Raw genomic sequence first — 24,283 nt, 5'->3', positions numbered from 1 at the left:
GGACCGGGACCCGCTTCCGCCTCCAGCAAGCGGTCCTTCACCGGCACTGCTTGACCGGTTACACCGCAACCGCATCCCGGCGCGGGCGCAGCTCGATCTGCAGCAGCCACGCCTGGTCCTGAAAGAAGCGGTGGCGCAGCAGACGGTCATCAACCCAGCGCGAGGCACGGATGACAGGCCTGCTGTTGAAGAACAGCATGGGCGCATACGGGCGCATCAGGGCCTGGTAACCGATTTGCACCTCGAAATGGCGCCGCAGCAGTTCGATGGCCGCGTGGTCAAAGGGGTATTCGTCGGGCGTGCGCAACTGCGGCGTCAGCCTGCGGAAGGCGCGCACCAGCACGTTGCCCTGCGCCGGCTCGATGAATCGCCCGACCCCCCGCGCCGAGAGCTTCCTGGCCAGTGCCGGGGCAAAACGCGGCAGGTCCAGATGATGCAGAACGCCGTGGCCGAACGCGAAGTCCACCTCGCCGTCGGCCATACTGCCGAGCACGTTCGCATCATCGACGCGGAATTCGAACGCGGGCGGCAAGCCGAGCTCCCTGCAGTGGTCAATGGCGGCTGGGCTGATGTCGATGCCCACGTAGCGGCCGCGGAACCTGCGGAGCGCGGACGCATGGTCGCCTCGGAAACACCCGATCTCCAGGACGGTGCCGTCGAGGAAATCCGCAGGGACCGAGCCGAACGCATAGACGTCCGCAACAGAAGCGTAGACGTACCCGAGACCACGCCGGCCTTCGTCCTCGCCCTGGATCCGGGAATCGTGGAATTCGGCTTCCGCCCTAACGCGGGCCTCGGCGTCCCGCTGGCCGTTCATGTGGCTGTTCATCCCCTCGTCCGCGGCATGTGTTTCCTGCTTTCACGGGAACCGCGCGGCGAACCGGCCAGCTTCCGCCGTAGCATCGCCCTGCATGAGGATGTCCCGTCAGCCGGCCACATCACTTGATCAGCCGCACAGCGAACGGATAGCGGTAAAGCGCACCGTCGTTGGACTTGCGCGCCGCTGCACTGCGCGCTCTGGCAGAGCTGGCGATCCACCGCTCCCACTGACCCTGTCCGTCGACGTCTCCGTTTGGCGTGTATGGAGGGGATAAGCGGACAACACAGGGAAAGCAGTGGCGGGAAAGATCGGGGGCCGACTGGCGGGGGCCGTGGATTCGGCCATGGCCGCAGCCAGCGTGCGCTTCATCGATGCCTGGGCAGTGGTGGAACGCGCCTACCGGCGGCCGCTGGCGTGGATCACTCAGCGGCTGGGCTTCGGCTTCTATCCGCTGCTTGCCTTGGTGATGGTGGGCGCACTGGCTTGGGACTTGCAGCACGGCCAGTCGCTGGCCGAGGCCGAAGACGCGGTGTTCGATCGGGTCATCAGCTGGCGGCTGGTTGAACCCGTTCCCAGCGGACGCACCGTGGTGGTGGAGATCGACGACTGCTCGATCGATTACTACCGCGCCCGCGGCGAAGGCGGCTGGCCCTGGAGTCGTGAGCGCCACGCCGACCTGCTGGATGCGCTGGACCGGGCGGGCGTGCGCGCAGCCGGCATCGACATCCTCTTTGCCGACCACGCGGCGCATGATCCCGCCGGCGACACGCTGCTGGATGCCGTGGCCGAGGGTGGCAACGGGCGCTTCATCTTCGCCGCCACGCGGCTGCATCCCGATTTCGACGCGGCCTCACCGCTGCGCGCAAGCCGGGTGCCCGGGGCGTTCCGGCTGGATGCGAATGTTCCGGCGCCCGGACCAACCGTGGCCATGATCCAGCCCTATGGCGAGGCCATGGCCCGCCACTCGGGCTTGGTGAACATCCAGCGCGGCCGCGATGGCGTGTTGCGCGACATGCGTCTCTACGAAGCCGCGTGGGGATGGGCCCTGCCCTCCCTGGCGCTGCGGCTGGCGCAGGCGGGCGGCGCCGATGTCGACGCGGCGGTGGCTGCACGTGGGGGAGAACTGCGGATCAATTGGCGCGAGCGCAGTGGGCTGCCGTTTGCCAGCGCCGCCGACCTGATCGAAGGCATGCCGGTGTGCGGCCAAGCGCTGCCGGCCCTGCAGGATACCTTGGTGGTCGTGGGCCACACCGCGGCGGGCATCAACGATGCCAAACCCACCCCGGTGGACATGGCCATGCCGGGCGTGGCGATCCTGGCCGAAGCCGTCGAGGCGCTGGCCACGGACAGTTGGATTCGCATGCCCCCGGGCTGGCTGAAGTACGCGCTGGCCAGCCTGCTGGTACTGCTGTCGTGCCTGGTGTTCTGGCGCGGCGAGCCGCATACCGACGTGGACCCGGTGTTCGTGGCCCTCAACCTGACGCTGCTTGCGATCGCCTTCGCAGGGCTCACCTTCTTCGGCTGGTTCATCGACATCTTTGCCAGCCTCGGCTACGGCGCACTCTGCTTCGGCCTGTGCCGGGGATACTCGGCGGTCCAGCGCGGACGCGCCGAGGGCAACTCGGACTATCGGCCTGGATACGATCCCATCGCCCGGCCCTGGCTGCTGCTGGTGCGGCTGCGTTTCGAACCCGACCCAAGCCTGTCCGCACAGCAGGTGAAACGCAGACGCCGGGAGTACCGCCGGGTGCTGCGCAAGCTGGTCTACACCAGCCCGGACATTGTGATGATCGAAGGCGTGATCGAGCGCAAGCACTGGATGCAGCCGATCCTTGATGACCTCGTATTGCTGACCTGGACCGGCAGCACACATGCCGCAGTGAACGCGCGGGCCGGACACGACCTGGATGCGCTGTACGCCGCCCTCAACACTGACAGCGAGCGCCTGGAAGGCAGTGGACGGGTGATGGTGTGCTCAACCAGCACCTGCCTGAATGCTGGCGAGGTCGATGACCACAGCGTCTTTCGACTGCGCCTGCGCGCCCTGCTCGGCCAGGACCTGGAGCGCCTGCCGCAGCGCCCGCTGTCAGCCAATAACCCTTTGCCCTTTCTGTTGGATCCACCCGAGGAGATCGTTCCATGCGCAGCAGCTTCCGCAACCTGAGCCTGGCCCTGTTGGCCAGCGCCCTCATGACCAGCGCAGCGCTGGCAGCCGGCATGCCCGCGGTAGTCCACAAGCGCTCGGTTGAAGTCCGCCAGGCGCCGGATTTCTCGGCGCCGGCGATCACCACGCTCAGCCGGGACACCCAGGTCTGGATCAGCGACCAGCAAGGCCTCTGGTACGCGCTGCTGTTGGAGGACGGACGCAGCGGCTATGTGCGGGTCAACGAGGTGCGCATGGCCTATGCCGGCGCGGAAACCCCCGATGCCGCCCGCGGCGCCCTTTTGCAGGGCAACGCCGGTCGCGGGCGAGTCACCGAAACCGCGACCGTGCGCGGCATTGACGCCAGCGACCTGGCCGCCGGCCGCCACGACGAAGCCAGCCTGGCGCGGATGGAGTCCTATCGCGTGGACGCCGCCAGCGCGGCCGCCCATGCGCAGGCCCAGGGCTGGCAGGCCCGCACGGTGCGCTGGCCGGCGGAGGCTTCAGAGCTCGACACCTCTGGCGTCCAGGCCACCCAGGCGGACAAGCGTGGCGCCCTGTCCAGCGCGCGCGGCCTGCTGTCACGGGTGGGGGGCGGCATGCTGGCCAACCAGGCCACCCGCGTTGCCGACCGGGCCATGGGCAAGTCCGACCAGGAGATTGCGGAAGAAGAGCGCGCACTGGGTCCGGCGGTGACCGGGCGCGTGCTTGGCGTCGCGCCCTTCTGGGAAGATGACGCCGCGCAGCGCCGGGTTAATCTCGTCGGCCGCTGGCTGGCATCGCAGACCTCGCGCCCGGACCTGCCGTGGAGCTTTGCCGTGATTGATGACGGCGAAATCAACGCGTTTGCCGCACCTGGCGGTTACATCATGCTGACCCGCGGCCTGTATGAGCTGCTCGCCGACGACGCCGAGCTGGCCGCAGTGATCGCGCACGAGCTCGGCCACGTGGTGCAGCGCGATCACTTCGAAGTCATCCGCAAACAGCAGGTGCGCCAGGCCGGCAAGGACGCCCTGCTGTCACAGGTAAACGTCCCCGGCGCGGCGGCCTATGCCCGCGACTATGTGGACCAGCACGGCGCGGCGGTGCTGCTGACCGGACTGGACCGGGAGGCCGAATATCGTGCCGACCATGCTGCCGGCATCTACCTGGAGCGCGCCGGCTTCGATCCGCTGGCGTTCTATTCGGTGCTGCAGAAGATGGCTTCGTTTGGCGAGCGTCCGGCCCGCCTGGCCCAGCTTTACCGCACCCACCCGCCGCTGGACGAACGCATGGACCGTCTGGACAGGGTTGGGGAGCGGAGCCGTTGAAGCAGGACGGCGGGGCGGCGCGCATGGCGCACGCCGCCCGCCGGAATCACTTGATCAACCGGATGGCAAACGGATAGCGGTACAGCACACCGTCGTTGGACTTGATCGCGGCGATGATGATGAACACCAGCCCGGTGATGCCAATGATGAACATCAGCGGCAGCGCGAGCAGGAATCCGAGCCCCAGGGTCAACAGGCCGAACAGGAACAGGACCAGCATGATCCCGGCCAGGGTGATGTTGAAGTTCAGCGCCTCTTTGGCCTGGTCGGCCACAAACGGCATGGTTTCCTTCTTCACCAGCCAGATGATCAACGGGCCCAGGAAGCAGCCGATGCTGGCGCCCCAGCCCGCGGTGACCAGCCCTCCCAGCAGGGCCGACAGGTGCGCGAACATCGCCCACTGCCGCTCCTCGGCGCTGACGCCACTGGGATGCAGCGGTGGCTCGGAAGCCGGCGGCGGCGGCGGTGGCTGCGATGGTGGCGGTGGCGGCGTGGCGCCCTGATTTGGTTCAGTCATGTCCCCTCCTTCCAGGCCCGGATGGCCTCAACGAGCGCAAGCATAGCGTTATTGGCTTCCGGCCACGGTCATCGGGCCGATGAGGATCGAGCCGGTGCGCGTGTGCGAACGCGGGTCGACATCGCTGCCCACCGCCTCGATATTGCGGAACATGTCCTTCAGGTTGCCGGCGATGGTGATGCCGTCCACCGGATGCACGATTTCACCGTTTTCCACCAGGAACCCGGCGGCACCCCGGGAGTAATCGCCGGTGATCGGATTCACGCCCTGGCCCATCAGCTCGGTCACCAGTACCCCGCGGCCCATCGTGCGCAGCAGCTCGTCCTGCCCGCCGGCGTTTGCAGCAACCTGGAGGTTGCGCACGCCGCCCGCGTTGCCGGTCGTTTCCAGGCCCAGCCGGCGCGCGGAGTAGCTGCCCAGCACGTAGCGCTGCAGCACGCCGCCTTCCACCAGCGCCGAGTCACGGGTGGCGACGCCCTCGCCGTCGAACCAGGCCGAACGCAGGCCATGGACCAGATGCGGCTGCTCATGCAGCGCAAACCATGTGGGAAACAGCTGCTCGCCCACGCTGTCGGGCAGGAAGCTGGAACGCCGGTACTGCGCCCCTCCGGACACTGCGCCCAGCAGGTGGCCGATCAGTGAGCGCGCCACCGGGGCATCGAAAAGGATGGGGTATTCGCCCGTTGCCAGCGGCCGTGGATCAAGCCTGCCGACGGTGCGCAATGCGGCGCGGCGTCCAATCGCGGCCGCCGGCTCCAGGTCGGACTCGGCCAGGCCGATGCTGTACCAGCCCGCTCGCTGCATGGCTTCGCCGCGCCCTGCAATCAGCGCGCACGAGATGCTGTGCAAGGTATCGCGCTCGGCGCCCACGAAGCCGTGGCTGTTGGCGTAGACCCCCAGCGACTGTCCGCTGCCCACCGAGGCGCCATCGGAATTTGTGATCTGCCGATCCGCGTCCCGCCCGGCTGCCTCGCAGGCCAGCGCCAGTTCGACCGCGCGCTCAGCGTCCAGCCCCCAGGGATGCCAGGTGTCCAGGTCGAGCGACCGGGTCGCCATGCGGGCGGGATCGGCGAGGCCGGATGCCGGATCCGGTTCGGTCACCCGGGCGATCGCGCAGGCCTGTTCCACGGTGGCCTGCAGGCTCGCCTCGCGCAGATCGGCGGTGCTCGCGCTGCCTTTGCGCTGGTTGAAGTACACGGTCACTCCGATCCCGCGGTCACGGGTGGCCTCAACGGTCTCCACCTCGCCCATGCGCGCGCCCACACTCAGCCCACGCTCTTCGGAGCAGCTCACCTCGGCCTGGTCGGCGCCGGCGGCCCTGCATGCTTCCAGCAGGCGCCCGGCCAGCTGCTCAAGGCGCACCAGCCGCTCCCGGCTGTCATCGGTCTGCGCTGCCACGGGGGTCGGGGTCGTCAATCGATTATCCTTTGCAAGTCCGCTGCCTGGCGCCATTCTCGCCCATCCGGCCATTCCGGTGTCGCAGCATTCCAACGATCCAGGAGTCCCGATGCGCGGCATCGATGAAGAAACCGGCGAATACCGCGGCCCCAGCCGCAGCCAGCAACGGCGTGATGCGCTGGAAGTGCGCACGCTCGCTGAAGCGCTGGTGGAACTGTCCTCGGCCCGGCTGGCCCGGCTGCCCATTCCCGATCAGCTGCTGCCGCACATCCACGACACGCAGAAGATCACCTCCCACATCGCCCGCAAGCGCCAGCTGCAGTTCCTGGCCAAGCAGATGCGACGGGAAGACGACGAAACCCTGCACGCGATCAGCGATGCGCTGGATGCCGGCGGTGAGGCGTCCCGGCAGGAGACCGCCCTGCTGCACCGGGTCGAGGCCTGGCGCGAGCGGCTGCTGGAAGAAGGTGATGCAGCCCTGGCCGCATTGATCGCCGAACACCCGCAGGCCGAACCCCAGCAGCTGCGCCAGCTGGTGCGCAACGTGCAGGCCGAGCGCAAGAAAAACAAACCACCGCGCGCCTTCCGCGAACTGTTCAGGCTGCTGCGCGGGATCCTCGAGCAGCCGGAGGAAAGCGCCGACGGCGAGTAGATCCCGCGTCGCCGACGCGCCGGGTCAGGCCCGGGTGCCGCCCACCGTCAGCTGGTCAATCAGCAGCGACGGCTGCCCCACGCCGACCGGAACGCTCTGCCCGTCCTTGCCGCAGGTGCCCACGCCGTCGTCCAGGGCGAAGTCGTCACCGACCATGGTCACCCGCTGCATGGTTTCCGGGCCGTTGCCGATCAGCGTTGCACCCTTGACCGGGGCGGTGATCCGCCCGTCCTCGATCAGGTAGGCCTCGGTGGCCGAGAACACGTACTTGCCGCTGGTGATATCGACCTGGCCGCCGCCGAAGTTGACTGCGTACAGCCCCTTCTTCACCGATCGGATCATTTCCTCGCGCGTATGGCGCCCGGCCAGCATGTAAGTGTTGGTCATGCGCGGCATGACCAGATGGGCGAACGACTCGCGCCGGCCGTTACCGGTCGGCTCGGCCCCCATCAGACGGGCGTTGTGGGTGTCCTGCATGTAGCCCACCAGCACGCCATCCTCGATCAGGGTGGTGCAGCGGGTCGGCGTTCCTTCATCGTCGATATTGAGCGAGCCGCGGCGACCGGCCAGGGTGCCGTCATCGACAATGGTCACGCCGGGCGCGGCCACGCGCTGGCCGATGCGCCCGGCATAGGTACTGGTGCCCTTGCGGTTGAAGTCACCCTCCAGCCCGTGACCGACGGCCTCGTGCAGCAGCACGCCCGGCCAGCCGGCGCCCAGCACCACCGGCATCACTCCGGCCGGGGTGTCCACGGCCTCCAGGTTCACCAGGGCCTGGCGCAGGGCCTCGCGCGCGAAATGTTCAGGGCGGCCATCGCCAAGCAATTCGGCGTAGGAATAGCGCCCGCCAAAACCGGCATAGCCGGATTCGCGGCGTCCGCCCTGCTCCACGATCACCTGGATGTTCATCCGCACCAGCGGCCGGACATCGCCGGCCAGCAAGCCGTCCGAACGTGCCACGAGGAAGGTTTCAACGGCCCCACTCAGGTTCACCATCACCTGGAACACGCGCGGATCGGCAGCGCGCAGGAACTGGTCCACGCGGCGCAGCGCTTCCACCTTCACCTGGCTGTCCAGCGCATCGATGGGGTCATCGGACGGATACAGCAGGCGGCCGCTGCCAGCGGTCAGCGGATGCGGGGCGCGGGCGTCACCGGAGCGGGCGATGGCCCGTGCCGATCCGGAAGCAGCCAGCAGCGCCTGCGCGTCGATCTCATCGGAATAGGCAAAGCCGGTCTTCTCGCCGGAGATCGCCCGTACCCCGACGCCCTGTTCGATCGCATGCGCGCCATCCTTGACGATGCCATCCTCCACCGCCCAGCCCTCGCGCCGGATGTGCTGGAAGTAGAGATCGCCAAAGTCGATGCCCGGCCCCATCAGGGTGCCAAAGGCGCGCTCCAGCCCCCCGCTGTCGAGCCCGGCGGGCTGCAGCAGGCGGCTGTGGGCGATGGCAAGCGGTTCGGCGGTATTGGTCATGATGTCCTTGATTGGGGCGGGAAGGTCAAAGGCCAAGCGGGCGCGGCCACCATTGGCAGTGGCACGGTACCAGCGCCAGGGCTATTGCTGCGGCGGCGGGCGGTCACGCTCGGCCACGCGCGGGGCTTCGCGGCGGACCACCTCCACCTCCGGCTCGCTCCACGGACCGCTGATGCGGTAGGTGGTGGATCCCAGTTCGCTCAGCGGCCGGCGCAACACGGCGTTGGCCATCGCGCCGACCGCAGCGCCCACCGGGCCCGCGGTAATCGCGCCCACCGCGGCCAGCACATTGCCAGACTTGGGCAACACTTCAACGGTCTGATCGTAGGTACGCGCACGCAGGTCGGCCTGGCCCGAGATCTGGATCCGGGCCGCAGGCCCGTCCATTACCAGGCTTTCGCTGCGCGCCTGCCCGGCCACCACCTGGACTTCACCCTCGATGCGGTTGAAGGCAAAGCCCTTGGCGAAGAAATCGCGGAAATCCAGCGACAGCCGGCGTGGCAGTTCAGCGATGCTGAGCAGCCCCAGCAGTCGCCCCGCCCCGGGCTGTACCTCAAGCAGCTGGCCATCGCGCAGCCGCAGGCCGAGCGTTCCATCCAGCAGTTCAGCCTTGAAGCCGGCCGGGCTTGCAGGCCATGCCGCAGCCAGCTGCAGGCGCCCGTCTGCGCCGTTGACGTGTCCGTGGTAGCCGAGCCCATCCAGCAGCTGGCCGAAATTGGCGCTGGCCACGCGCATTTCCATCCGCGTATGCGCCGCGCCGCCGCGGCCCGTCCAGTCGCCGCTGGCCACCACGTGATGGACAGGCGACTGGGTTTCCAGCTGCTCGATGCGCATGCCTCCAGCTGTCCGGCTGGTGACCAGGGTGGCGGTTCCCAGCTGTGCCTGATCCACTCTCAGGTCCTCGACCGATAAGCGGATGGGTGGGATCCGCGATGGATCCGGTCCCTCTCCGGCCACGACGGCGTCCTCCAGGACGTCGGAAGGCGCAGTCGCGGCGCCTTGCCCATGGCCCCGGTGCCAGTGCCAGTGCAGTCGCTGGAAGTGCCCTGCCAACGCGGTGCTTTCACCCTCGGGCAGGGTCAGCGTGCCGGCAATCGCCTCACCGTTGAAGTCCAGGCGCGTCCCTTCATCGTCGCGCCCGGCGCGGACATGGACACTGCCGAAGCTGCCGCCAGCCAGTTGCAGCCGCTCGACCTGGAGATCCACGTCGGCCAACGCCAGGCCGTCCGCCTCGCCGCTGCCGTCCCCGGCCACCAGGCCGGCCCACTCCAGCGCGGCCAGCTCGGGCGTACGGCCCTCAATCACGAGGCCCGCAGTGGGTACGCCAGCCACTGCGCCCCCCATGCTCACCCTTACGGCAGGTGGGCCATCGCCCGCACGCGCGCGCAGCGACATCCGCTGGCCGAACTGCACTTCCACATCGCCACTGCCCAACGGCAGCGGAATGGCTACCCGCGCCGGCAGCGCAAGGGCCGCGGATTTGGCCAGCGGCGCAGGCAGCTCCAGCGTCGTGCCCACCAGATCGGACTCCAGGGTCAGCCGCGCCGCGGTCGCCTCGGCGTTGTTTCCGGGCACGGTCACGGCAACCGTCCAGGCTGAACGACCGTGCAGGTGCGGCCGCAGCCAGTCCAACTGCGGCGCGCGGGCCAGCAGCCCGGGCGCGTCCAGGACGCTGCTGAATTCGCCTTCAAACAGGGTCTTCGCATCCACCACGTGCCCCGTGCCGGCGCGCAACGCCACCCGGCCCGGATGCCCGTCGACCCGGGCGCTGAGCGATCGGGCCTGGAAGCCATGCTGGTCATACACCAGCTCGCCGCGCAGGTCATGGAAGGAAAGCCCCCACTCCGGAATGGCGGCCTGCACCCCGGTCAGACCAGCGCTGCCCTCGATTCGCGGCCTGCTTCCACCGCCGTGCAAAGACAGCAGCATGGCGAAGTCGGCCCGCAATGGACCCCCGGCCTGCAGCCCTTCCAACGCCGCGACCGCCAGTGGACTGCGCTGCAGCATTGCGATGGCATCGCCGGCGTCGGTGTCCGGCGCGGTCCTGGCGGTAATGGCCAGTTCGGCGCGTCCGAATTCCGGGATGCCGGCCTCAAGCTGCTCCACCGCCACGTCGGCGATCGCGCCCGTGCCGTGGAAGTCGAACCCGGAGCCGATGAAGCGCAGCTGGCCCTGCAGCCGTTCCGCAGCCGGCCAATCAGGCTGGAACGCGAGGGTGGCATCCACCAGCTCTGCTTCGGCGTGGAACAGACCGGTGCCGGCGCGCCCCGGGGCTTCGTCGAAAGGCCAGTCATCGAGGTCGCCGGACAGCACGGCGCGCCCGTTGCGCACCAGCCCTTCAACGAGGGCCGCATCCAGCCATGCAAGCGTCTTCTCCGACATCTTGTGGCGGACCCAGAACTTCTTGGCCACCGGAATCCGGGTCTCGTCCAGGCGTGCGGCCAGATCGATCCGCGGGCGGCGGCCGTCGCCCAGGAAAGCCAGTCCGCCGCGCACATCGACGCCGTAGCCGTCGCCCTCGAGGCGCAGCGCGGGGGTCTGCACCCGCCAGCCGTCGTCCTCGACCCACGCGACCACATCGCCGGCCAGCGACACCAGATGCACCTCGCCGAAGCCGCTGGGCCAGTCAAACTGCACCCGCGCCTCGGGGTCGGGGGTGAACACCAGGCCTTGGGAATCCGCCACGAGTTCGCCCCGAAGGCCCGCCAACCCGGGCCCGTCACCCACGGCATCGAATGCCAGCGTTTCAATCTGCGCCCGCGCCCGCAGCGGCCCGCCGCGCACGCCCGCCAGCTCCACATCCGTCAGTACCGCGTTGGCGCCTGCCCGGTCCAGCCATGCACGCAGCCCGGTGCCTGGCCTGTCGCTGAGGGCAAGGATTTCCAGCAGCGGAGCCGCCTCGATCCGATTCGCCGCCAGGGCAAAATCGCTGCCGATCCGGGCCGCGAGTCCCGTGGTCAGCCAGTCCTGTCCGGCGCGCCGCAGGCGCAGCTCCGGAACATCGATCCGCCAGCCATCGTTCGCCTGGCGCCACCGGAATTCCGCGTCCAGCTGGTTAAATCCGATCCGCGCTGGCGCGGCGTCGTCAGCGGTGCGGGCAAGGCCCACGTCTTCCAGCGCAGCGCGCGCCGTCACCGATTCAATGCGCGCGTCGTGCAGGTCAGCCCACGCCTGGATCCGGCCATGACCCTGCTCCAGGCGGACCCCGGCCAGCTGCAGCAGCGCCGACCAGGCGTTGAGATTGGCCCCATCCACGCTTGCGTACAGCTGCCCATCGCCGCTGTTGCGGTCAAATCGCGCGGTCGCTATCAGCGGGGCGTCATCGGCCGATATCCAGGCCCGGCTTGCCGCACGCACGCGGTCGCCGTTGACACGCAGGCGCAGGTCGATGTGGGGGACCCGGGCGTACAGCGCCAGGTCCGGCGCGTCCACGGTCAGACTGGCATCAATCACCTGCAGTTCGCCCAGACGCTCAAGGGCCGTGAATGGATCCCCACCATTCCCCTGGCCAGGCAGGCCGCGCGCGTGCCAACGGCCGTCGGGATCACGCTCCAGGGTCAGGTCAAGGTTGCGCAGCCGCAGTTCGGTCAGTGAACGCCCCGGCAGCAGGCCGCTGTACTGGGCCACCAGCATTTCGGCCTCGCCAATGGTCACCGCGCCTACGCCCTGGCCCACCTGCAGGCCACGCAGCTGCAGCAGAGGCCCACGCCGGGTCCATTCCGCCTGCAGGCCGTCAAATGTCACCGGATGCCCGGTGCGATCAGTCAGCCACGCCTCCACCCGCTGCGGATTTCGCTCCAGCGCGGGCAGCAGCCGGCTGGCCACCACCGCACCCAGCGCCATGAGGACCAGCAGCGCGGCCAGGGCATACCAGAGCGCCCGCCGCGTTATCCGCAAGCCAGTGCGTGCAGCGGCATTCACCGCGCCAATCCGCTCACGGAATCAGAGCAGCACCACATCGAACTGCTCCTGCGGATACTGGTCGTCGGCCTGGAAGCGGATCGACTTGCCGAGAAATTCCTCCAGCTCCGCCACTGCCACTGATTCATCCTCGGTGATGTGGTTGACCACGGGGGGGGATGCGATCACCAACAGCCGCTCGGCATCGAACTGGCGCACCGCGCGGGTGATTTCGCGGAACACCTCGTAGGTGACGGTTTCGGCGGTCTTGAGCATGCCGCGCCCGCCGCAGGCGCCGCAGGGCTCGCTGAGCTGGCGCTGCAGGCTTTCCACAGTGCGCTTGCGGGTCATCTCCACCAGGCCCAGCGGCGAGAAGTCGTACACCGTGGTCTTGGCATGGTCGCGGGCCAGGGATTTCTCCAGCGTGCGCAGTACCTGCCGCCGGTGCTCGGCCTCCACCATGTCGATGAAGTCGATGATGATAATCCCGCCGAGGTTGCGCAGGCGCAGCTGCCGGGCCACCGCCTGGGCCGCCTCCAGGTTGGTGCGGTAGACGGTTTCCTCCAGATTGCGCTGGCCCAGGAAAGAGCCGGTGTTCACGTCCACCGTGGTCATCGCCTCGGTCTGGTCAATCACCAGGTAACCGCCGGATTTGAGCGGCACCTCTTTGTTCAGCGCGCGGGCAATCTCGTCTTCCACCCCGTACAGGTCAAACACCGGGCGCTCACCGCCGTAGTGCTCGATCTTCTCCGCCAGGCCGGGCACGTACTGGGCCGCGAACGCGCGCAGGCGGTCGCAGGTTTCGCGCGAGTCCACCTTCACCTTTTCCACGTCATGGCGCATGAGGTCGCGCACCGCACGCATGGGCAGGGTCAGGTCTTCGTAGATGCAGCTGCCGACCTTCGTCTCCCGCGACTGCTGTTCCACCAGCGCCCAGACACGGGCCAGATAGGCCGTGTCCTCGGTCAACGCGTCCTCGGACTGGCCCTCGGCATTGGTGCGCACGATGTATCCGTGTCCGCTGCCCGCGGCCGACAGGCCGGACACGATCGTCTTCAACCGGGTCCGCTCCTGCTCATCCTCGATGCGCACCGAAACGCCGATCACGCTCGAATGCGGCAGCAGCACCAGGAAGCGCGACGGAATGCTGATCTGGGTGGTGATGCGCGCGCCCTTGCCGCCGATCGGCTCCTTCACCACCTGCACCACGATGTCCTGGCCGTCACGCAGCAGCTCGGTGATCGGCGGCACCGGGGCCGGCGCCGGCAGTCCGGCGGCATCGGCTTCCATGGCCGGCTCGGGCAGCGGCCGCATGACATCGTTGGCGTGCAGGAACGCGGCCCGCTCAAGGCCGATGTCCACGAACGCCGCCTGCATGCCGGGCATGACCCGCTGCACCTTGCCCTTGTAGATGTTGCCGACCACGCCGCGGTTCCAGCCGCGCTCGATGTACAGCTCCTGCAGCATGCCGTTTTCAACTACCGCCACGCGGGTCTCGCGCGGGGTGACGTTGACCAGGATTTCCTCGCTCATGCCTGTGCCCCCTGCGGAACCGTCCCGCGTTCCGTATCCATTCCCACCGCCGGCCCGCCTTCAATGCCGGCTTCGCGCAGCAGGCAGGCCGTCTCGTACAGCGGCAAGCCCATCACGCCCGAATAGCTTCCCGACAGGCGCACGACGAACGCCTCGGCCCCGCCCTGGATCGCATACGCGCCGGCCTTGCCCATGGGCTCGCCGCCAGTCACATACGCATCGATCTGCGCCGGAGTCAGCGGCGCGAACTCCACCACGGTCACCGACAAGGCCTGGAGGCTTCGATCGGGAGCGCGCAGCGAGACCGCGGTGAGCACCCGATGTTCGCGGCCGGACAGCCGCGCCAGCATCCGCGCCGCGTCATCGGCATCGACAGGCTTGCCGAACACCTCGCCATCCAGCACAACCTCGGTATCCGAGCCCAGGACCCATGTGCCGGCATCGCGCCCAAGCTGGCCCAGGGCCGCGACGGCCTTTTCATCCGCAACCCGGGCCACGTAGTCCTCCGGAGTCTCACCTTCGGCGCGCACTTCCGGAATATCCACCGCCTGCACGGAAAACGGCACGCCCAGGCGGGCGAGCAGTTCGCGGCGGCGGGGGGATTTGGAAGCCAGATAGAGCATCTGGACAAGGATACCCTCCAGGCCTCGTCACTCCGGAGCGCAGCCGGCCCCGACCCCGTTCCGGCTCACGGGCCGTTCACTGGACGACGACAATCCTTAACCCGATTCTTTCAGGAGCTTCCGATGGCCCGTTTTCTTGTTCCCGCCGCCCTTCTCGCCCTTGCCGTGGGCACCGTTGCTGGTGGCGCGCATGCCCAGCAGCCGGCCGTAGCTACCCCAGCCAGCCAGAACGGCACCTTGCTCTCTGTGTCGGCACAGGGTGAGAGCAAGCGCGTTCCCGATGTGGCGACACTGTCGACCGGGGTTGTGACGCAGGCGGCGGATTCCAGCGCCGCCATGCAGGCCAACGCCCAGCAGATGAACCGCGTCATGACGGCCATCCGCGACGCCGGCATTGTCGAGCGCGATATACGCACCAGCGGAATCAGCATTTCCCCCCGATATCGGCATACCGAGGACGAAACTCCGCAGATCAGCGGCTACGAGGCCCGCAATACGGTCAATGTGACCGTGCGCGACATCAGCAAGCTGGGCCAGGTGCTGGACGTGCTGGTGGCCAGTGGTGCCAACCAGGTCCACGGCCCGCAATTCGAGATCGGTGAGCCGGAGGAGGCCTACAACGAAGCCCGCCGCGCCGCACTGGACGCCGCCCGTTCCCGCGCCGGACTGTATGCCGATGAGCTGGGCCTGAAAGTGCGGCGCATCGTCAGCATCAGCGAAGGCGGCGGCTTCATGCCTCCCCCGATGCAGATGATGGCCTCCCGGGCCATGGACAGCTACGAGTCGACTCCGGTTTCACCCGGTGAAAGCACCCTGTCGGTCAATCTGGACGTGGTCTTCGAACTGGGCCGTTGAACGGCCGGAGCCCCATGACTGGAAAACACCGCACCACACCGCACGACAGGACCATCCCGGCCCGACGCGACGACGACAAGTCCGGCTATCCCGAGCGCACCCCGCGCGACCGGGAGGACGCCCGCAACCCGGACGGCAAGCAGCCTCGCGATCCGGACGACGGCGGCCTGGACCGCGAACCGGGGGACAGCGCAGACCCGGCCAGCGATGACGACTGAGCGGACTGTTCAGGCGCGGTGATAGGGGTGGTTGGCCAGCATGGCCGCGGCGCGGTAGAGCTGCTCGGCCACCAGCAGCCTGACCAGCATGTGCGGCAGGGTCAGGCGTCCGAGTGACCAGCGCTCATCGGCCCGCTCCAGCACCTGATCGGCGTGGCCTTCGGGCCCGCCGATCAGGAATGCGAGGTCGCGTCCCTGGCCGCGCCAGTGCTCCAGGCGCACGGAAAGGGCTTCTGAATCCCACTCGCGACCGCGCCCGTCCAGGGCCACCACGTGGATATCCCGCGGCAATGCCGCCAGCACGCGCTGGCCTTCGTCATCGATCGCCCTGGCAGGATCACGGCCTTTGCCGCGCATGCCGGGGCTGATTTCCACCAGCTCCAGCGGCAGCCAGTGCGACAGCCGCTTGCGATATTCGGCAAAGCCTTCCGCCACCCATGCGGGTGCGCGGTCGCCCACGGCAACCAGGCGCGCTTTCATCTATGCAGGGGATGCCGGCCTTCAGCCGGACCGGATTTGCCGCGCTCAGCGCGCGGCATCGTCGCCAGCGGGGCCGTCCGACTCCGGCGCGGCGTCATCGCCCACCGACCACAGCCGCTCCAGCGCGTAGAACTCGCGCACCCGGGGCAGCATCACGTGCACTACCACGTCGCCCAGATCCACCAGCACCCACTCGGCTTCCTGCTGCCCTTCGACGCCAAGCGGCCGCACATCAAGCACCTTGGCCTGGCGCACGACTTCATCGGCAATCGACTTCACGTGGCGGCTGGAGGTGCCGGAGGCGACAACCATGAAGTCGCACACGCTGGTCTTGCCGCGCACGTCGATCTCGGTCACCTCCTTGGCTTTCAGCTCCTCAAGGGCAAGATGAACCTGCCGGAGCAGCGCGTCGGCGGCCGGCGGGGGATCGGGAAGGCGGGTCTTGATGACTTGTGCGGGGTTGCTCAAAAGGGTCGGCTCGTGGGATTTGCGCCGATTATAGCGAAGACGCCGTGTTGGCAGCGTCGCGGTACAGGCCGCGGGCTTCGATTCTGGCAGCAACCGACGCCGGCAGCAGGTGTTTCCAGGGACGGCCATCTGAAATCCTGCTTCTCAGGCCGGTAGCCGAGACATCATGAAGCGGCTGGCCGAGCCGCAACACCTTGCCGGCCGGGGTCGCCGTCAGGGCGTCCGCGGTCCCCACCCAGCGCTCCCGGACCTCTCCGGCCAGTGGCTCGGGCAGCGGATCCAGCACGCTGTCCTGCCCCGGCCGCGCGGCCACCACGAAGTGCGCCAGGCCGAACAGTTCGCGCCAATCCTTCCACCCGGGCAGGCCGAGGAAGCTGTCGGCGCCCAGGAGCAGGGCCACCGGCACGTCCGGCTGCCGGGCGCGGAGTTCGCGGAGCGTATCGACGGTATAGCTGGCGCCGGAGCGCTCGAGCTCGCGACGGTCCACGCACAGACCCTGCTCATCGCCCACGGCCAGATCGAGCATGGCTGCCCGTTCATCGGCCGAGGCGCCAGGCGGGGGGCGGTGCGGCGGATCGGCCGCCGGCATCATCCGTATCGGGCTGCCCAGTGTCTGCCAGGCCGCACGTGCAATGGCGAGATGGCCGTTGTGCACGGGATCAAACGTGCCGCCGTACAGGACAAGCAGGTCGGCCTGTGCCATCACGCCAGCATTGGCAGCGCGCGTCGGTCGGCCACCGCCAGCAGCAGGCGCTCCAGCGCCTGCCAGGGGTCGCCAGCGGCGCGCCCCTTGGCCATGCGGTCGATGTGGCCGGCCTCGGCCAGGAACTTTTCCCAGCGGGCGGCGCCATGGCGCTGCAGGGCGCGGCGGAATACCGCCTGCTTGGCCTCCCACACGCGCAGAGTGCGAAATTCGGACACCAGGTTGCCGCCGCGCGCTTCCACCCGTGCCAGCGCGGCCGCCCGCTGCAGTTCCATCACCACCATGCCCATCAGCGCGGGCACTGCAATGCCTTCGGCACGCAGGCCGGCCAGCATCCGCGCCACCTGGGCGGGTTGGCCGTTGAGGGCGCCATCGATCAGGCGGAACACGTCGAAGCGGGCCGCGTCGGCCACCAGCTCCTGCATCCTGCCCACGTCCAGGCGGGTGTCACCGGCCAGCAGGACCAGCTTGTCGATCTCCTGCGCCGCCGCCAGCAGGTTGCCTTCAACCCGGTCGGCCAGCAGTTGCACCGCGTCACGGTCGGCGGCTACGCCGCGGCTGCGCAGGCGCTGCTCGATCCAGCTGGAAATCTCGTGCGGCTTGATCGCCCAGGCCACCACCAGGCAGCCGATGCGGGCGATTGCTTCGCTCCACTTCCCGCCGTGCTGCCGGCTCCATTCCCCGCCGGTGACCAGCAGCAGCACGTCGTCCGGCGGCTGCTCGCAGAACGCGCTGAGCACTGCCGCACCTTCCTTGCCGGGCTTGGTGCTGGGCAGGCGCACCTCGATCACGCGCCGGGAGGCAAACAGGCTCGGCGCGCGGAAGCTGGCTTCCAGCGCGGCCCAATCAAAGCTGCGCCCATCGGCCTCGAATACCTCGCGCTCGGTATAGCCTTGGGTAATGGCCTGGGCACGAACCGCATCGGCGGCTTCCAGCACCCGCAATGTTTCCGGACCGGCGATCAGGTAGGCCGGATGCAGGGTGCCGGCCTGCAGCTGTCGGATCAGCTCCTCGGGGGCCAGCTCGCGGCTCCGGCCCTGCGCGCGTCCTCGACCGGAAGCGCTCAAGGCGCGCGCGACGCGCCGTCGATCCGGCGCACGATCGAGACCACCATGTCGCGGCGCATTTCGCGGCTGAGCAGTTCGCGCTCGCTGTCCGCGCCGGTCAGGTCCGACGGACTCTGGATGTAGTCGCGCGCCAGCTCAACGGCCTGCTGGGGGACCAGGTCTTCGCCATCGGCCCGCACCAGCTCGAACACCACCGCATAGCGCAGGGTGTATTCCTGGGCACGGCCGCGGGCGTCGATGCTGATCGGGGTACTGCCCCAACGCTCGGACAGGATTCGCAGGCGGGCGACCTCATCGTTGCGGCCGCGGCCCTCGACCACGGTAGCGCCGGAGCGGATCAGGGCCTGGGCCAGCGAATCGGCCAGCGGGCTGTAACGCCCCTGCCCCTCCACCTGGATCGGCCCCAGGTCGGGTGGCAGGCTCAACGCGCTGCGCAGTTGGAACCCGCAGCCGGCAAGGATGAGGGCAAGAATGAGGGCGGTTGCGGCTCGGATCATGTGGGCAGTGTGGCTGAGCGGTCGGCGGGCGACAAGATTAGCAATCCGGCGGCGGGTGCACGCAGTGGCCCGCCGCCGGTGGGGGTGGGGTTCAGCCGATCACGATGTTGACGATCCGTCCGGGCACCACAATCACCTTGCGCACCTGTTTGTCTTCCAGGAAGCGGGCCACGGCGGGCTCGGCCAGCGCCTGTGCCTGGATGGCGTCGCGGTCGGCATCGGCCGCCACTTCGATGGTGCCGCGCAGCTTGCCGTTGACCTGCACCGCCAGCGTCGCCGTCTCACTGGCCAGTGCATCGGCATCGACCGCCGGGAAAGGCACGTCTTCCAGCAGGGCTTCAGGATGGCCCAGCAGCTGCCACAGCGCGTGGCTGGTGTGCGGGGTGATCGGGTTGAGCAGCAGCGCCATGGCACTGAACACCTCGTGACGCAGCGCCCGGCCGTTGGCGGACCGGTCGTCGTATCTGGCCACGCTGTTGAGCAGTTCCATCACCGAGGCAATCGCGGTGTTGAAGCTGTAGCGCCGGCCGTAGTCGTCGCCCACTTTCTGGATCGTCTGGTGCAGCTGGCGGCGCAGGGCGCGGCCGGCGTCATCCAGCGCGGCCTTGTCCAACGCCGGCGCCGGGCCTTCATCGGCATGCTTCTGCACCTGCGCCCACAGCCGCCGCAGGAACCGGGCCATGCCTTCCACCCCGGCCTCGCTCCACTCCAGCGACAGTTCCGGCGGCGAGGCGAACATGGAGAACAGGCGCACCGTATCGGCGCCGTAGCGGTCGATCATGGCCTGCGGGTCGACGCCGTTGTTCTTGGACTTGGACATCTTCTCGATGCCACCGATGCCCACCGGCCGGCCATCGGCCGTCAGCGTGGCCCCGGTGACCTTGCCCTTGTCGTCGCGGGTGACCTCGACCTCGGCCGGGTTGAACCAGGTCTTCGAGCCATCGAGGTTCTCGCGGAAATAGGTGTCGGCGATCACCATGCCCTGGGTGAGCAGACGCCGGGCCGGCTCGTCGCTGTCCACAAGCCCCTGGTCGCGCAGCAGCTTGTGGAAGAAGCGGAAGTACAGCAGGTGCAGGATCGCGTGCTCCACCCCGCCGACGTACTGGTCAACCGGCGTCCAGTAGTTGGCCCGGCCGTCCACCATGTCGCCCGCGCCGGGCGAGGTGTAGCGGGCGTAGTACCAGCTGGACTCCATGAAGGTGTCGAAGGTGTCGGTCTCGCGCTCGGCCGCGCCCCCGCACTGCGGGCAGGTGGTCCGGCGCCATTCCGGGTCGGCCTTGATCGGCGACTGCACGGTGCCGCAGGCGAAGGCGTCTTCGACGTCCTCGGGCAGCACCACCGGCAGTTGGTCTTCCGGCACCGGCACCGCGCCGCAGGCGTCGCAGTAGATCACCGGGATCGGGCAGCCCCAGTAGCGTTGGCGGCTCACGCCCCAGTCGCGCAGGCGGAAGTTGATCTTGCGCTGGCCGATACCCTCGTCCTCGAAGCGCTTGGCCAGCGCGTCGAAAGCCGCATCGAAATCCATGCCGTTGTATTCAGCGGAGTTGATCAGGTGACCCTGCTCCACGTAGGCGCCCTGCTGCTCGATGTGCTCCAGGTACTCGCGCACCACGGCCACCGCGGCCGAGGTGTCGTATGCGTCCACGGTCGTTCCGGACAGCGCGGCCTGGAACGGGTCCACGTCTGCCGCCACGTCGCGCACCAATTCGTCCAGCGCATCGTGCACCGCAGGCGGCACCACCACCGGCCGCACCGGCAGACCGTACTGCTTGGCGAACTCCCAGTCGCGCTGGTCGTGGGCCGGCACTGCCATCACCGCCCCGGTGCCGTAACCCATCAGCACGAAGTTGGCCACGTAGATCGGCACGTCCTCGCCGGTCACCGGGTGGATCGCCCACTGGCCGGTGGCCATGCCGCGCTTTTCCTGCACTTCCAGATCGGCCTCGGACACCCCGCCCTTGCGCAGCTCCTCGATGAAGGCCGCCAGCTCGGGATTGCCGTTCGCGGCCTTCTGCGCCAGCGGGTGCTCGGCGGCGATGGAGATGAAGGTCACGCCCATCAGCGTGTCCGGACGGGTGGTGTAGACCCGCAGCAGCTCGTCCTCGCCATCGACGCGGAAGCCGAATTCCAGGCCTTCGCTGCGGCCGATCCAGTTGCGCTGCATGGTCTTGACCGACTCCGGCCAGCCATCCAGCGTGTCCAGCCCGTCCAGCAGCTCCTGGGCGTAATCGGTGATTTTCAGAAACCACTGCGGGATCTCGCGCTTTTCCACCGTGGCGCCGGAGCGCCAGCCCTTGCCATCGATCACCTGCTCGTTGGCCAACACGGTCTGGTCCACCGGATCCCAGTTGACCACCGCGTTCTTCCGGTACGCCATGCCCTTCTTCATCAGGCGCACGAACATGCGCTGCTCGTGCACGTAGTAATCCGGCGAACAGGTGGCGAACTCGCGGCTCCAATCGATCGCGTAGCCCAGCGCCTTGAGCTGCTGGCGCATGTGGTCGATGTTGGCGTAGGTCCACTTGGCCGGCGCGGTCCGGTTCTGGATCGCGGCGTTCTCGGCCGGCAGCCCGAACGCGTCCCAGCCCATCGGCTGCAGCACGTTCTTCCCGGTCATCCGCTGGTAGCGGCTGATCACATCGCCAATGGTGTAGTTGCGCACGTGCCCCATGTGCAGCGCACCCGAGGGGTACGGCAGCATCGAAAGGCAGAAGAACGAAGGCTTGTCCGGATCCTCGGTCACCTGGAAGGCGCGGGTTTCATCCCAGAAGCGCTGGGCGTCGGATTCAACCCTGGCGGGCTGGTAGCCGGCCTGGTCGGCGGCGGCAGAAGAGGATTCGGACACGGGCATGGACAACTGTGCAAGGGGACCGGAAAGCCTACCGCAGCCCACAAAGTCCCGCCATTGGCCGGGGCGGCTTGCCGTCCGGACCGGTCGTGCTTCTAATGGAAGGATTCTGGACCGGGGAACCAACATGCACAGACTCCTGATCGCGAGCTGGTGGCGTTCCCTGCCCTGCCCTGCTTTCGCCGCCAGCGAAGCCAAAGCCCGCTGGAAAACCTGGAAGCGCTGATGGACGTGCGCTTCGTGATGAAGGACGGCACGGTGTTCAAGCACGCGGACGCGCCGTGAGCGTCGAGTGGCTCGGCTACGCCGCGGCGATCCTGACCTCGATCGCATTCGTGCCACAGGCGGTCAAGACCATCCGCAGCCGCGACACCAGCGGCATCTCGCTGGGGATGTACGTGATCTTCACCGTCGGCATCGGCTTCTGGTTCGCCTACGGGCTGGCGCTGGGCTCCTGGCCAATGATCCTCGCCAACATCACCACCTTCGTCCTGGCCGGAACCATCCTGGTGCTGAAGCTGCGACACGGCTGAGCCCGGACTGGCGGTCAACGTCATCGAGTGCTGACCGCGCGGACGCTCCCGGCATACCCGCGACTGCGGTACCCACTGCGTCTTGCCCCCAGTAGGAGCGCGCCATGCGCGCGAAGCCGCGTGACCCTGACGCGGGCGGGCCGGCGGGGCATTCCCGGACGGGACACGCACGTAAATACGTCCATGTAGGCTTATCGGCGCCGTCCATGGCGCCGATAGTCCCGCCCGGGAATGCCCCACCGGCCCCTCAGCATTCGCTGCGATCCCGGGGGGCAAATTCACGCGGCTTCGCGCGCATGGCACGCTCCTACATCAGCTCCGGTTCCGGGTGGCCAGCCACGGGGCGAGGGCCAGCCATAGCAGCCAGGCGGCAAGCGCGATGCGCTGGGCGATGGGTGGCTCCAGCACCGTCGCAGGGATGAACATCATGGCCAGCACCGTGCCCACCGCTGCGCCGGTGATGGCGCGGACGCTCGGCATGCCCACGGCCAGCAGCGGCGCGCCGGCGGCGAAGGCGATCCACCACACCAGCCAGGCGCTGGCATGCAGGCCGCTGGCTGGCGCGTCCAGGTCCTGGGGATCCAGCGGCAACAGCCCCTGGGCGGCAAAGGCGAGCGCGGACAGCAGCAGCATCCGTGCACCAATGCGCGCCAGCCAGCCGGCGCTTGCGGGAAGCCGGAGATACAGCCCATGCGCCACCACCGCCGCCAGAAGGCCCGGCACCGCGAACCCCACCACGTTGAAAGCCATCGCCCCGGGCACTCCATCGGCACCGAGCAGGCCCAGCGGATACAGCCCGTGCGAATAGCCTTCCAACGCCGACCCGGCCACCACCGCAGCTGCGACGCAGCACAGCACCGCGCACCAGGCGGACATCTGCATCCATCGGCTCATCGCTTTCCCTCCCAGCGGAATACCTCTTCCACACCCACCCCGAACGCATGCGCGATGCGGAACGCCAGCTCCAGCGACGGCGCGTAGCGCTCCGCCTCCAGCGCGATGATGGTCTGCCTGGTGACGCCGCAGGCATCGGCCAACGCCTGCTGGGTCATCTCGCCGTGCTCGAAGCGCAGGCGGCGGATTTCATTGGCGATCGGCGTGCCGGTCAATGCCGGTCCCGCCAGTACGCGCGTCCGCTGCCCAGCAGCAGCCACAGGCCGATGCCCGCCACCCCGAGCAGTCCACCCCAGCCCCATCGTTGGATCGTCATGATGTCAACTCAACCGGACTAAACGTAAAGTATCTTTTACTTTGAAGCGCCCGAATGTCAACTTCTTTTTACATCGGCTTGGATTCATGAACCGCCGCCACCATGCTTGCGGCATCGCATCAGGAATTCCCCAATGAACCAGCTGCCCTCTTCGCCCCACGTCTTTGACGCCACCACCGCCAATTTCGAGACCGACGTCCTGCAGAAATCCACGCAGGTTCCGGTGTTGATCGATTTCTGGGCCGAATGGTGCGGCCCGTGCAAAACCCTCGGACCGATCCTTGAAAAGGTGGCGGGCGAGTACAACGGCGCTTTCGTACTGGCCAAGGTGGATGTGGAGGCGGAGCAACAGCTGGCCGCCGCGTTCCAGATCCGCTCGATCCCCACCGTATTTTTGCTGGTCAACGGCCAACCAGTGGATGGATTCGCCAGCGCGGTCGCCGAGGGCGAGGTGCGCGAGTTCCTCAAGCGCAACGGTATCGAGCCCGCCGCGCCTGCGCTGGAAGGGTTTGAGCCGCAGGATGGCGACCCAGCCCCTGGCGCACCGGCCACACCGGCCGATCCGCACGCCGAAGTGGCGCGCGTGCGGGCACAGGTGGAGGCCGAGCCGGACAGCGAGGAACACAAGCTCGACCTGGCACTGGCCCTGCTGCGCACCGGTGCCACCGATGAGGCCCGCAAGCTGCTCGACGCCCTCCCTGCCAACCTGGCCACCGATGACCGCACGGTAGCTGCGCGCGCGCGCCTTGAATTCGCCGCCCTGCTGGCCGACGCGCCGGTGCCCGCTGACCTGGAAGCGGCAATCACGGCTGACCCGGCTGACCTGCGCGCCCGCCATCTGCTCGGCGTGCATCTGATCGTCGGCGGCGATGCCGAAGCAGGCCTGGAACAGTTCATCGAGATGCTGCAGCGTGACCGCGATTACCAGGACGGGCTGCCCCGCAAGGCATTGATCGACGCATTCCAGATCGTCGAGGATCCCGCCGTGGTGGGCCGCTACCGCAGGAAGATGGCCTCGCTGCTGTTCTGAGG

The 24,283-nt window shown here is 68.3% G+C and carries 23 protein-coding genes; 8 read left to right on the top strand and 15 right to left on the bottom strand.

Annotated features, from left to right (window positions below):
- Positions 1-58: 58 nt before the first annotated feature.
- Positions 59-829 carry a class I SAM-dependent methyltransferase gene (locus ACW7G2_RS08480; protein WP_456974702.1) on the bottom strand — a complete coding sequence of 257 codons (771 nt, stop codon included), beginning with the start codon at positions 827-829 and terminating at the stop codon, positions 59-61.
- A 334-nt stretch (positions 830-1,163) separates the two neighbouring features.
- On the opposite strand from ACW7G2_RS08480, the gene ACW7G2_RS08475 reads away from it, so the two are divergent.
- Both ACW7G2_RS08475 and ACW7G2_RS08470 read left to right on the top strand, forming a co-directional pair.
- Complete coding sequence (locus tag ACW7G2_RS08475; RefSeq protein WP_456974700.1) at positions 1,164-2,984, top strand: CHASE2 domain-containing protein; 1,821 nt, start codon at positions 1,164-1,166, stop codon at positions 2,982-2,984.
- Positions 2,960-4,273: a M48 family metalloprotease gene (locus tag ACW7G2_RS08470; RefSeq protein WP_456974698.1), complete on the top strand. Its 1,314-nt coding sequence runs from the start codon at positions 2,960-2,962 to the stop codon at positions 4,271-4,273. The genes ACW7G2_RS08475 and ACW7G2_RS08470 overlap by 25 nt, the downstream gene beginning before the upstream one ends.
- A 46-nt stretch (positions 4,274-4,319) precedes the next feature.
- On the opposite strand, the gene ACW7G2_RS08465 is transcribed toward ACW7G2_RS08470, so the two are convergent.
- Positions 4,320-4,790, bottom strand: a complete 471-nt coding sequence (locus tag ACW7G2_RS08465; protein ID WP_456974696.1) for a DUF4870 domain-containing protein — start codon at positions 4,788-4,790, stop codon at positions 4,320-4,322.
- A gap of 48 nt (positions 4,791-4,838) precedes the next feature.
- Entirely contained in the window at positions 4,839-6,242 is a 1,404-nt protein-coding gene (gene pmbA, locus ACW7G2_RS08460; protein ID WP_456974694.1) for a metalloprotease PmbA, read from the bottom strand.
- Between the two features lie 55 nt (positions 6,243-6,297).
- Here pmbA and yjgA point away from each other — a divergent pair, with 55 nt between their 5' ends.
- The gene (gene yjgA / locus ACW7G2_RS08455; RefSeq protein ID WP_456974692.1) at positions 6,298-6,840 is read left to right on the top strand and encodes a ribosome biogenesis factor YjgA; all 543 of its coding nucleotides are present in this window, start codon (positions 6,298-6,300) and stop codon (positions 6,838-6,840) included.
- A gap of 24 nt (positions 6,841-6,864) precedes the next feature.
- On the opposite strand, the gene tldD is transcribed toward yjgA, so the two are convergent.
- From tldD to ACW7G2_RS08435, 4 genes are all read right to left on the bottom strand, one after another.
- Positions 6,865-8,316, bottom strand: coding sequence for a metalloprotease TldD (gene tldD / locus ACW7G2_RS08450; protein ID WP_456974690.1), 1,452 nt, complete (start codon positions 8,314-8,316; stop codon positions 6,865-6,867).
- Positions 8,317-8,397: 81 nt separating this feature from the next.
- Positions 8,398-12,237, bottom strand: coding sequence for a YhdP family protein (locus tag ACW7G2_RS08445; protein ID WP_456974688.1), 3,840 nt, complete (start codon positions 12,235-12,237; stop codon positions 8,398-8,400).
- A gap of 21 nt (positions 12,238-12,258) precedes the next feature.
- On the bottom strand, positions 12,259-13,749 hold the full coding sequence (rng, locus tag ACW7G2_RS08440; RefSeq protein ID WP_456974686.1) for a ribonuclease G: 1,491 nt from the start codon (positions 13,747-13,749) through the stop codon (positions 12,259-12,261).
- Positions 13,746-14,372 (bottom strand): Maf family protein, encoded by a 627-nt coding sequence (locus tag ACW7G2_RS08435; RefSeq protein WP_456974684.1) that lies wholly within the window; start codon positions 14,370-14,372, stop codon positions 13,746-13,748. The genes rng and ACW7G2_RS08435 overlap by 4 nt, the downstream gene beginning before the upstream one ends.
- A 123-nt stretch (positions 14,373-14,495) precedes the next feature.
- Here ACW7G2_RS08435 and ACW7G2_RS08430 point away from each other — a divergent pair, with 123 nt between their 5' ends.
- On the top strand, positions 14,496-15,227 hold the full coding sequence (locus ACW7G2_RS08430) for an SIMPL domain-containing protein (RefSeq protein WP_456974682.1): 732 nt from the start codon (positions 14,496-14,498) through the stop codon (positions 15,225-15,227).
- A 14-nt stretch (positions 15,228-15,241) separates the two neighbouring features.
- Entirely contained in the window at positions 15,242-15,445 is a 204-nt protein-coding gene (locus ACW7G2_RS08425; protein ID WP_456974680.1) for a hypothetical protein, read from the top strand.
- Between the two features lie 9 nt (positions 15,446-15,454).
- Here the strand turns inward: ACW7G2_RS08425 and rlmH are convergent, their stop codons facing one another.
- The 6 genes from rlmH to leuS form a co-directional block, all read right to left on the bottom strand.
- The gene (gene rlmH, locus ACW7G2_RS08420) at positions 15,455-15,925 is read right to left on the bottom strand and encodes a 23S rRNA (pseudouridine(1915)-N(3))-methyltransferase RlmH (protein WP_456974678.1); all 471 of its coding nucleotides are present in this window, start codon (positions 15,923-15,925) and stop codon (positions 15,455-15,457) included.
- A 45-nt stretch (positions 15,926-15,970) separates the two neighbouring features.
- Entirely contained in the window at positions 15,971-16,393 is a 423-nt protein-coding gene (rsfS, locus tag ACW7G2_RS08415; RefSeq protein ID WP_456974676.1) for a ribosome silencing factor, read from the bottom strand.
- Between the two features lie 28 nt (positions 16,394-16,421).
- The gene (gene nadD, locus ACW7G2_RS08410; protein WP_456974674.1) at positions 16,422-17,096 is read right to left on the bottom strand and encodes a nicotinate-nucleotide adenylyltransferase; all 675 of its coding nucleotides are present in this window, start codon (positions 17,094-17,096) and stop codon (positions 16,422-16,424) included.
- Positions 17,096-18,163, bottom strand: a complete 1,068-nt coding sequence (gene holA / locus ACW7G2_RS08405; protein WP_456974672.1) for a DNA polymerase III subunit delta — start codon at positions 18,161-18,163, stop codon at positions 17,096-17,098. Before holA ends, nadD begins: the two co-directional genes overlap by 1 nt.
- Complete coding sequence (locus tag ACW7G2_RS08400; protein WP_456974670.1) at positions 18,160-18,660, bottom strand: LPS-assembly lipoprotein LptE; 501 nt, start codon at positions 18,658-18,660, stop codon at positions 18,160-18,162. Before ACW7G2_RS08400 ends, holA begins: the two co-directional genes overlap by 4 nt.
- A gap of 91 nt (positions 18,661-18,751) precedes the next feature.
- Positions 18,752-21,511 carry a leucine--tRNA ligase gene (gene leuS / locus ACW7G2_RS08395; protein WP_456974668.1) on the bottom strand — a complete coding sequence of 920 codons (2,760 nt, stop codon included), beginning with the start codon at positions 21,509-21,511 and terminating at the stop codon, positions 18,752-18,754.
- Between the two features lie 150 nt (positions 21,512-21,661).
- Between leuS and ACW7G2_RS08390 the strand changes: the two genes are divergently transcribed.
- Together ACW7G2_RS08390 and ACW7G2_RS08385 are read left to right on the top strand one after the other, a co-directional pair.
- Positions 21,662-21,793, top strand: coding sequence for a hypothetical protein (locus ACW7G2_RS08390; protein ID WP_456974666.1), 132 nt, complete (start codon positions 21,662-21,664; stop codon positions 21,791-21,793).
- Positions 21,790-22,041, top strand: a complete 252-nt coding sequence (locus ACW7G2_RS08385; protein WP_456974664.1) for a SemiSWEET transporter — start codon at positions 21,790-21,792, stop codon at positions 22,039-22,041. Before ACW7G2_RS08390 ends, ACW7G2_RS08385 begins: the two co-directional genes overlap by 4 nt.
- A 312-nt stretch (positions 22,042-22,353) precedes the next feature.
- Here ACW7G2_RS08385 and ACW7G2_RS08380 read toward each other — a convergent pair whose 3' ends face one another.
- Both ACW7G2_RS08380 and ACW7G2_RS08375 read right to left on the bottom strand, forming a co-directional pair.
- Positions 22,354-22,935, bottom strand: a complete 582-nt coding sequence (locus tag ACW7G2_RS08380; RefSeq protein ID WP_456974662.1) for a DUF998 domain-containing protein — start codon at positions 22,933-22,935, stop codon at positions 22,354-22,356.
- Positions 22,932-23,150: a helix-turn-helix transcriptional regulator gene (locus ACW7G2_RS08375; protein ID WP_456974660.1), complete on the bottom strand. Its 219-nt coding sequence runs from the start codon at positions 23,148-23,150 to the stop codon at positions 22,932-22,934. Before ACW7G2_RS08375 ends, ACW7G2_RS08380 begins: the two co-directional genes overlap by 4 nt.
- Before the next feature lie 243 nt (positions 23,151-23,393).
- On the opposite strand from ACW7G2_RS08375, the gene trxA reads away from it, so the two are divergent.
- Complete coding sequence (gene trxA / locus ACW7G2_RS08370; RefSeq protein WP_456974893.1) at positions 23,394-24,281, top strand: thioredoxin; 888 nt, start codon at positions 23,394-23,396, stop codon at positions 24,279-24,281.
- Positions 24,282-24,283 lie beyond the last annotated feature (2 nt).

It is taken from the genome of Luteimonas sp. A277 (assembly GCF_054052045.1).
The sequence above is the reverse complement of the archived record's forward strand: the minus strand, read 5'-3'. Positions and strand labels throughout refer to the sequence as shown.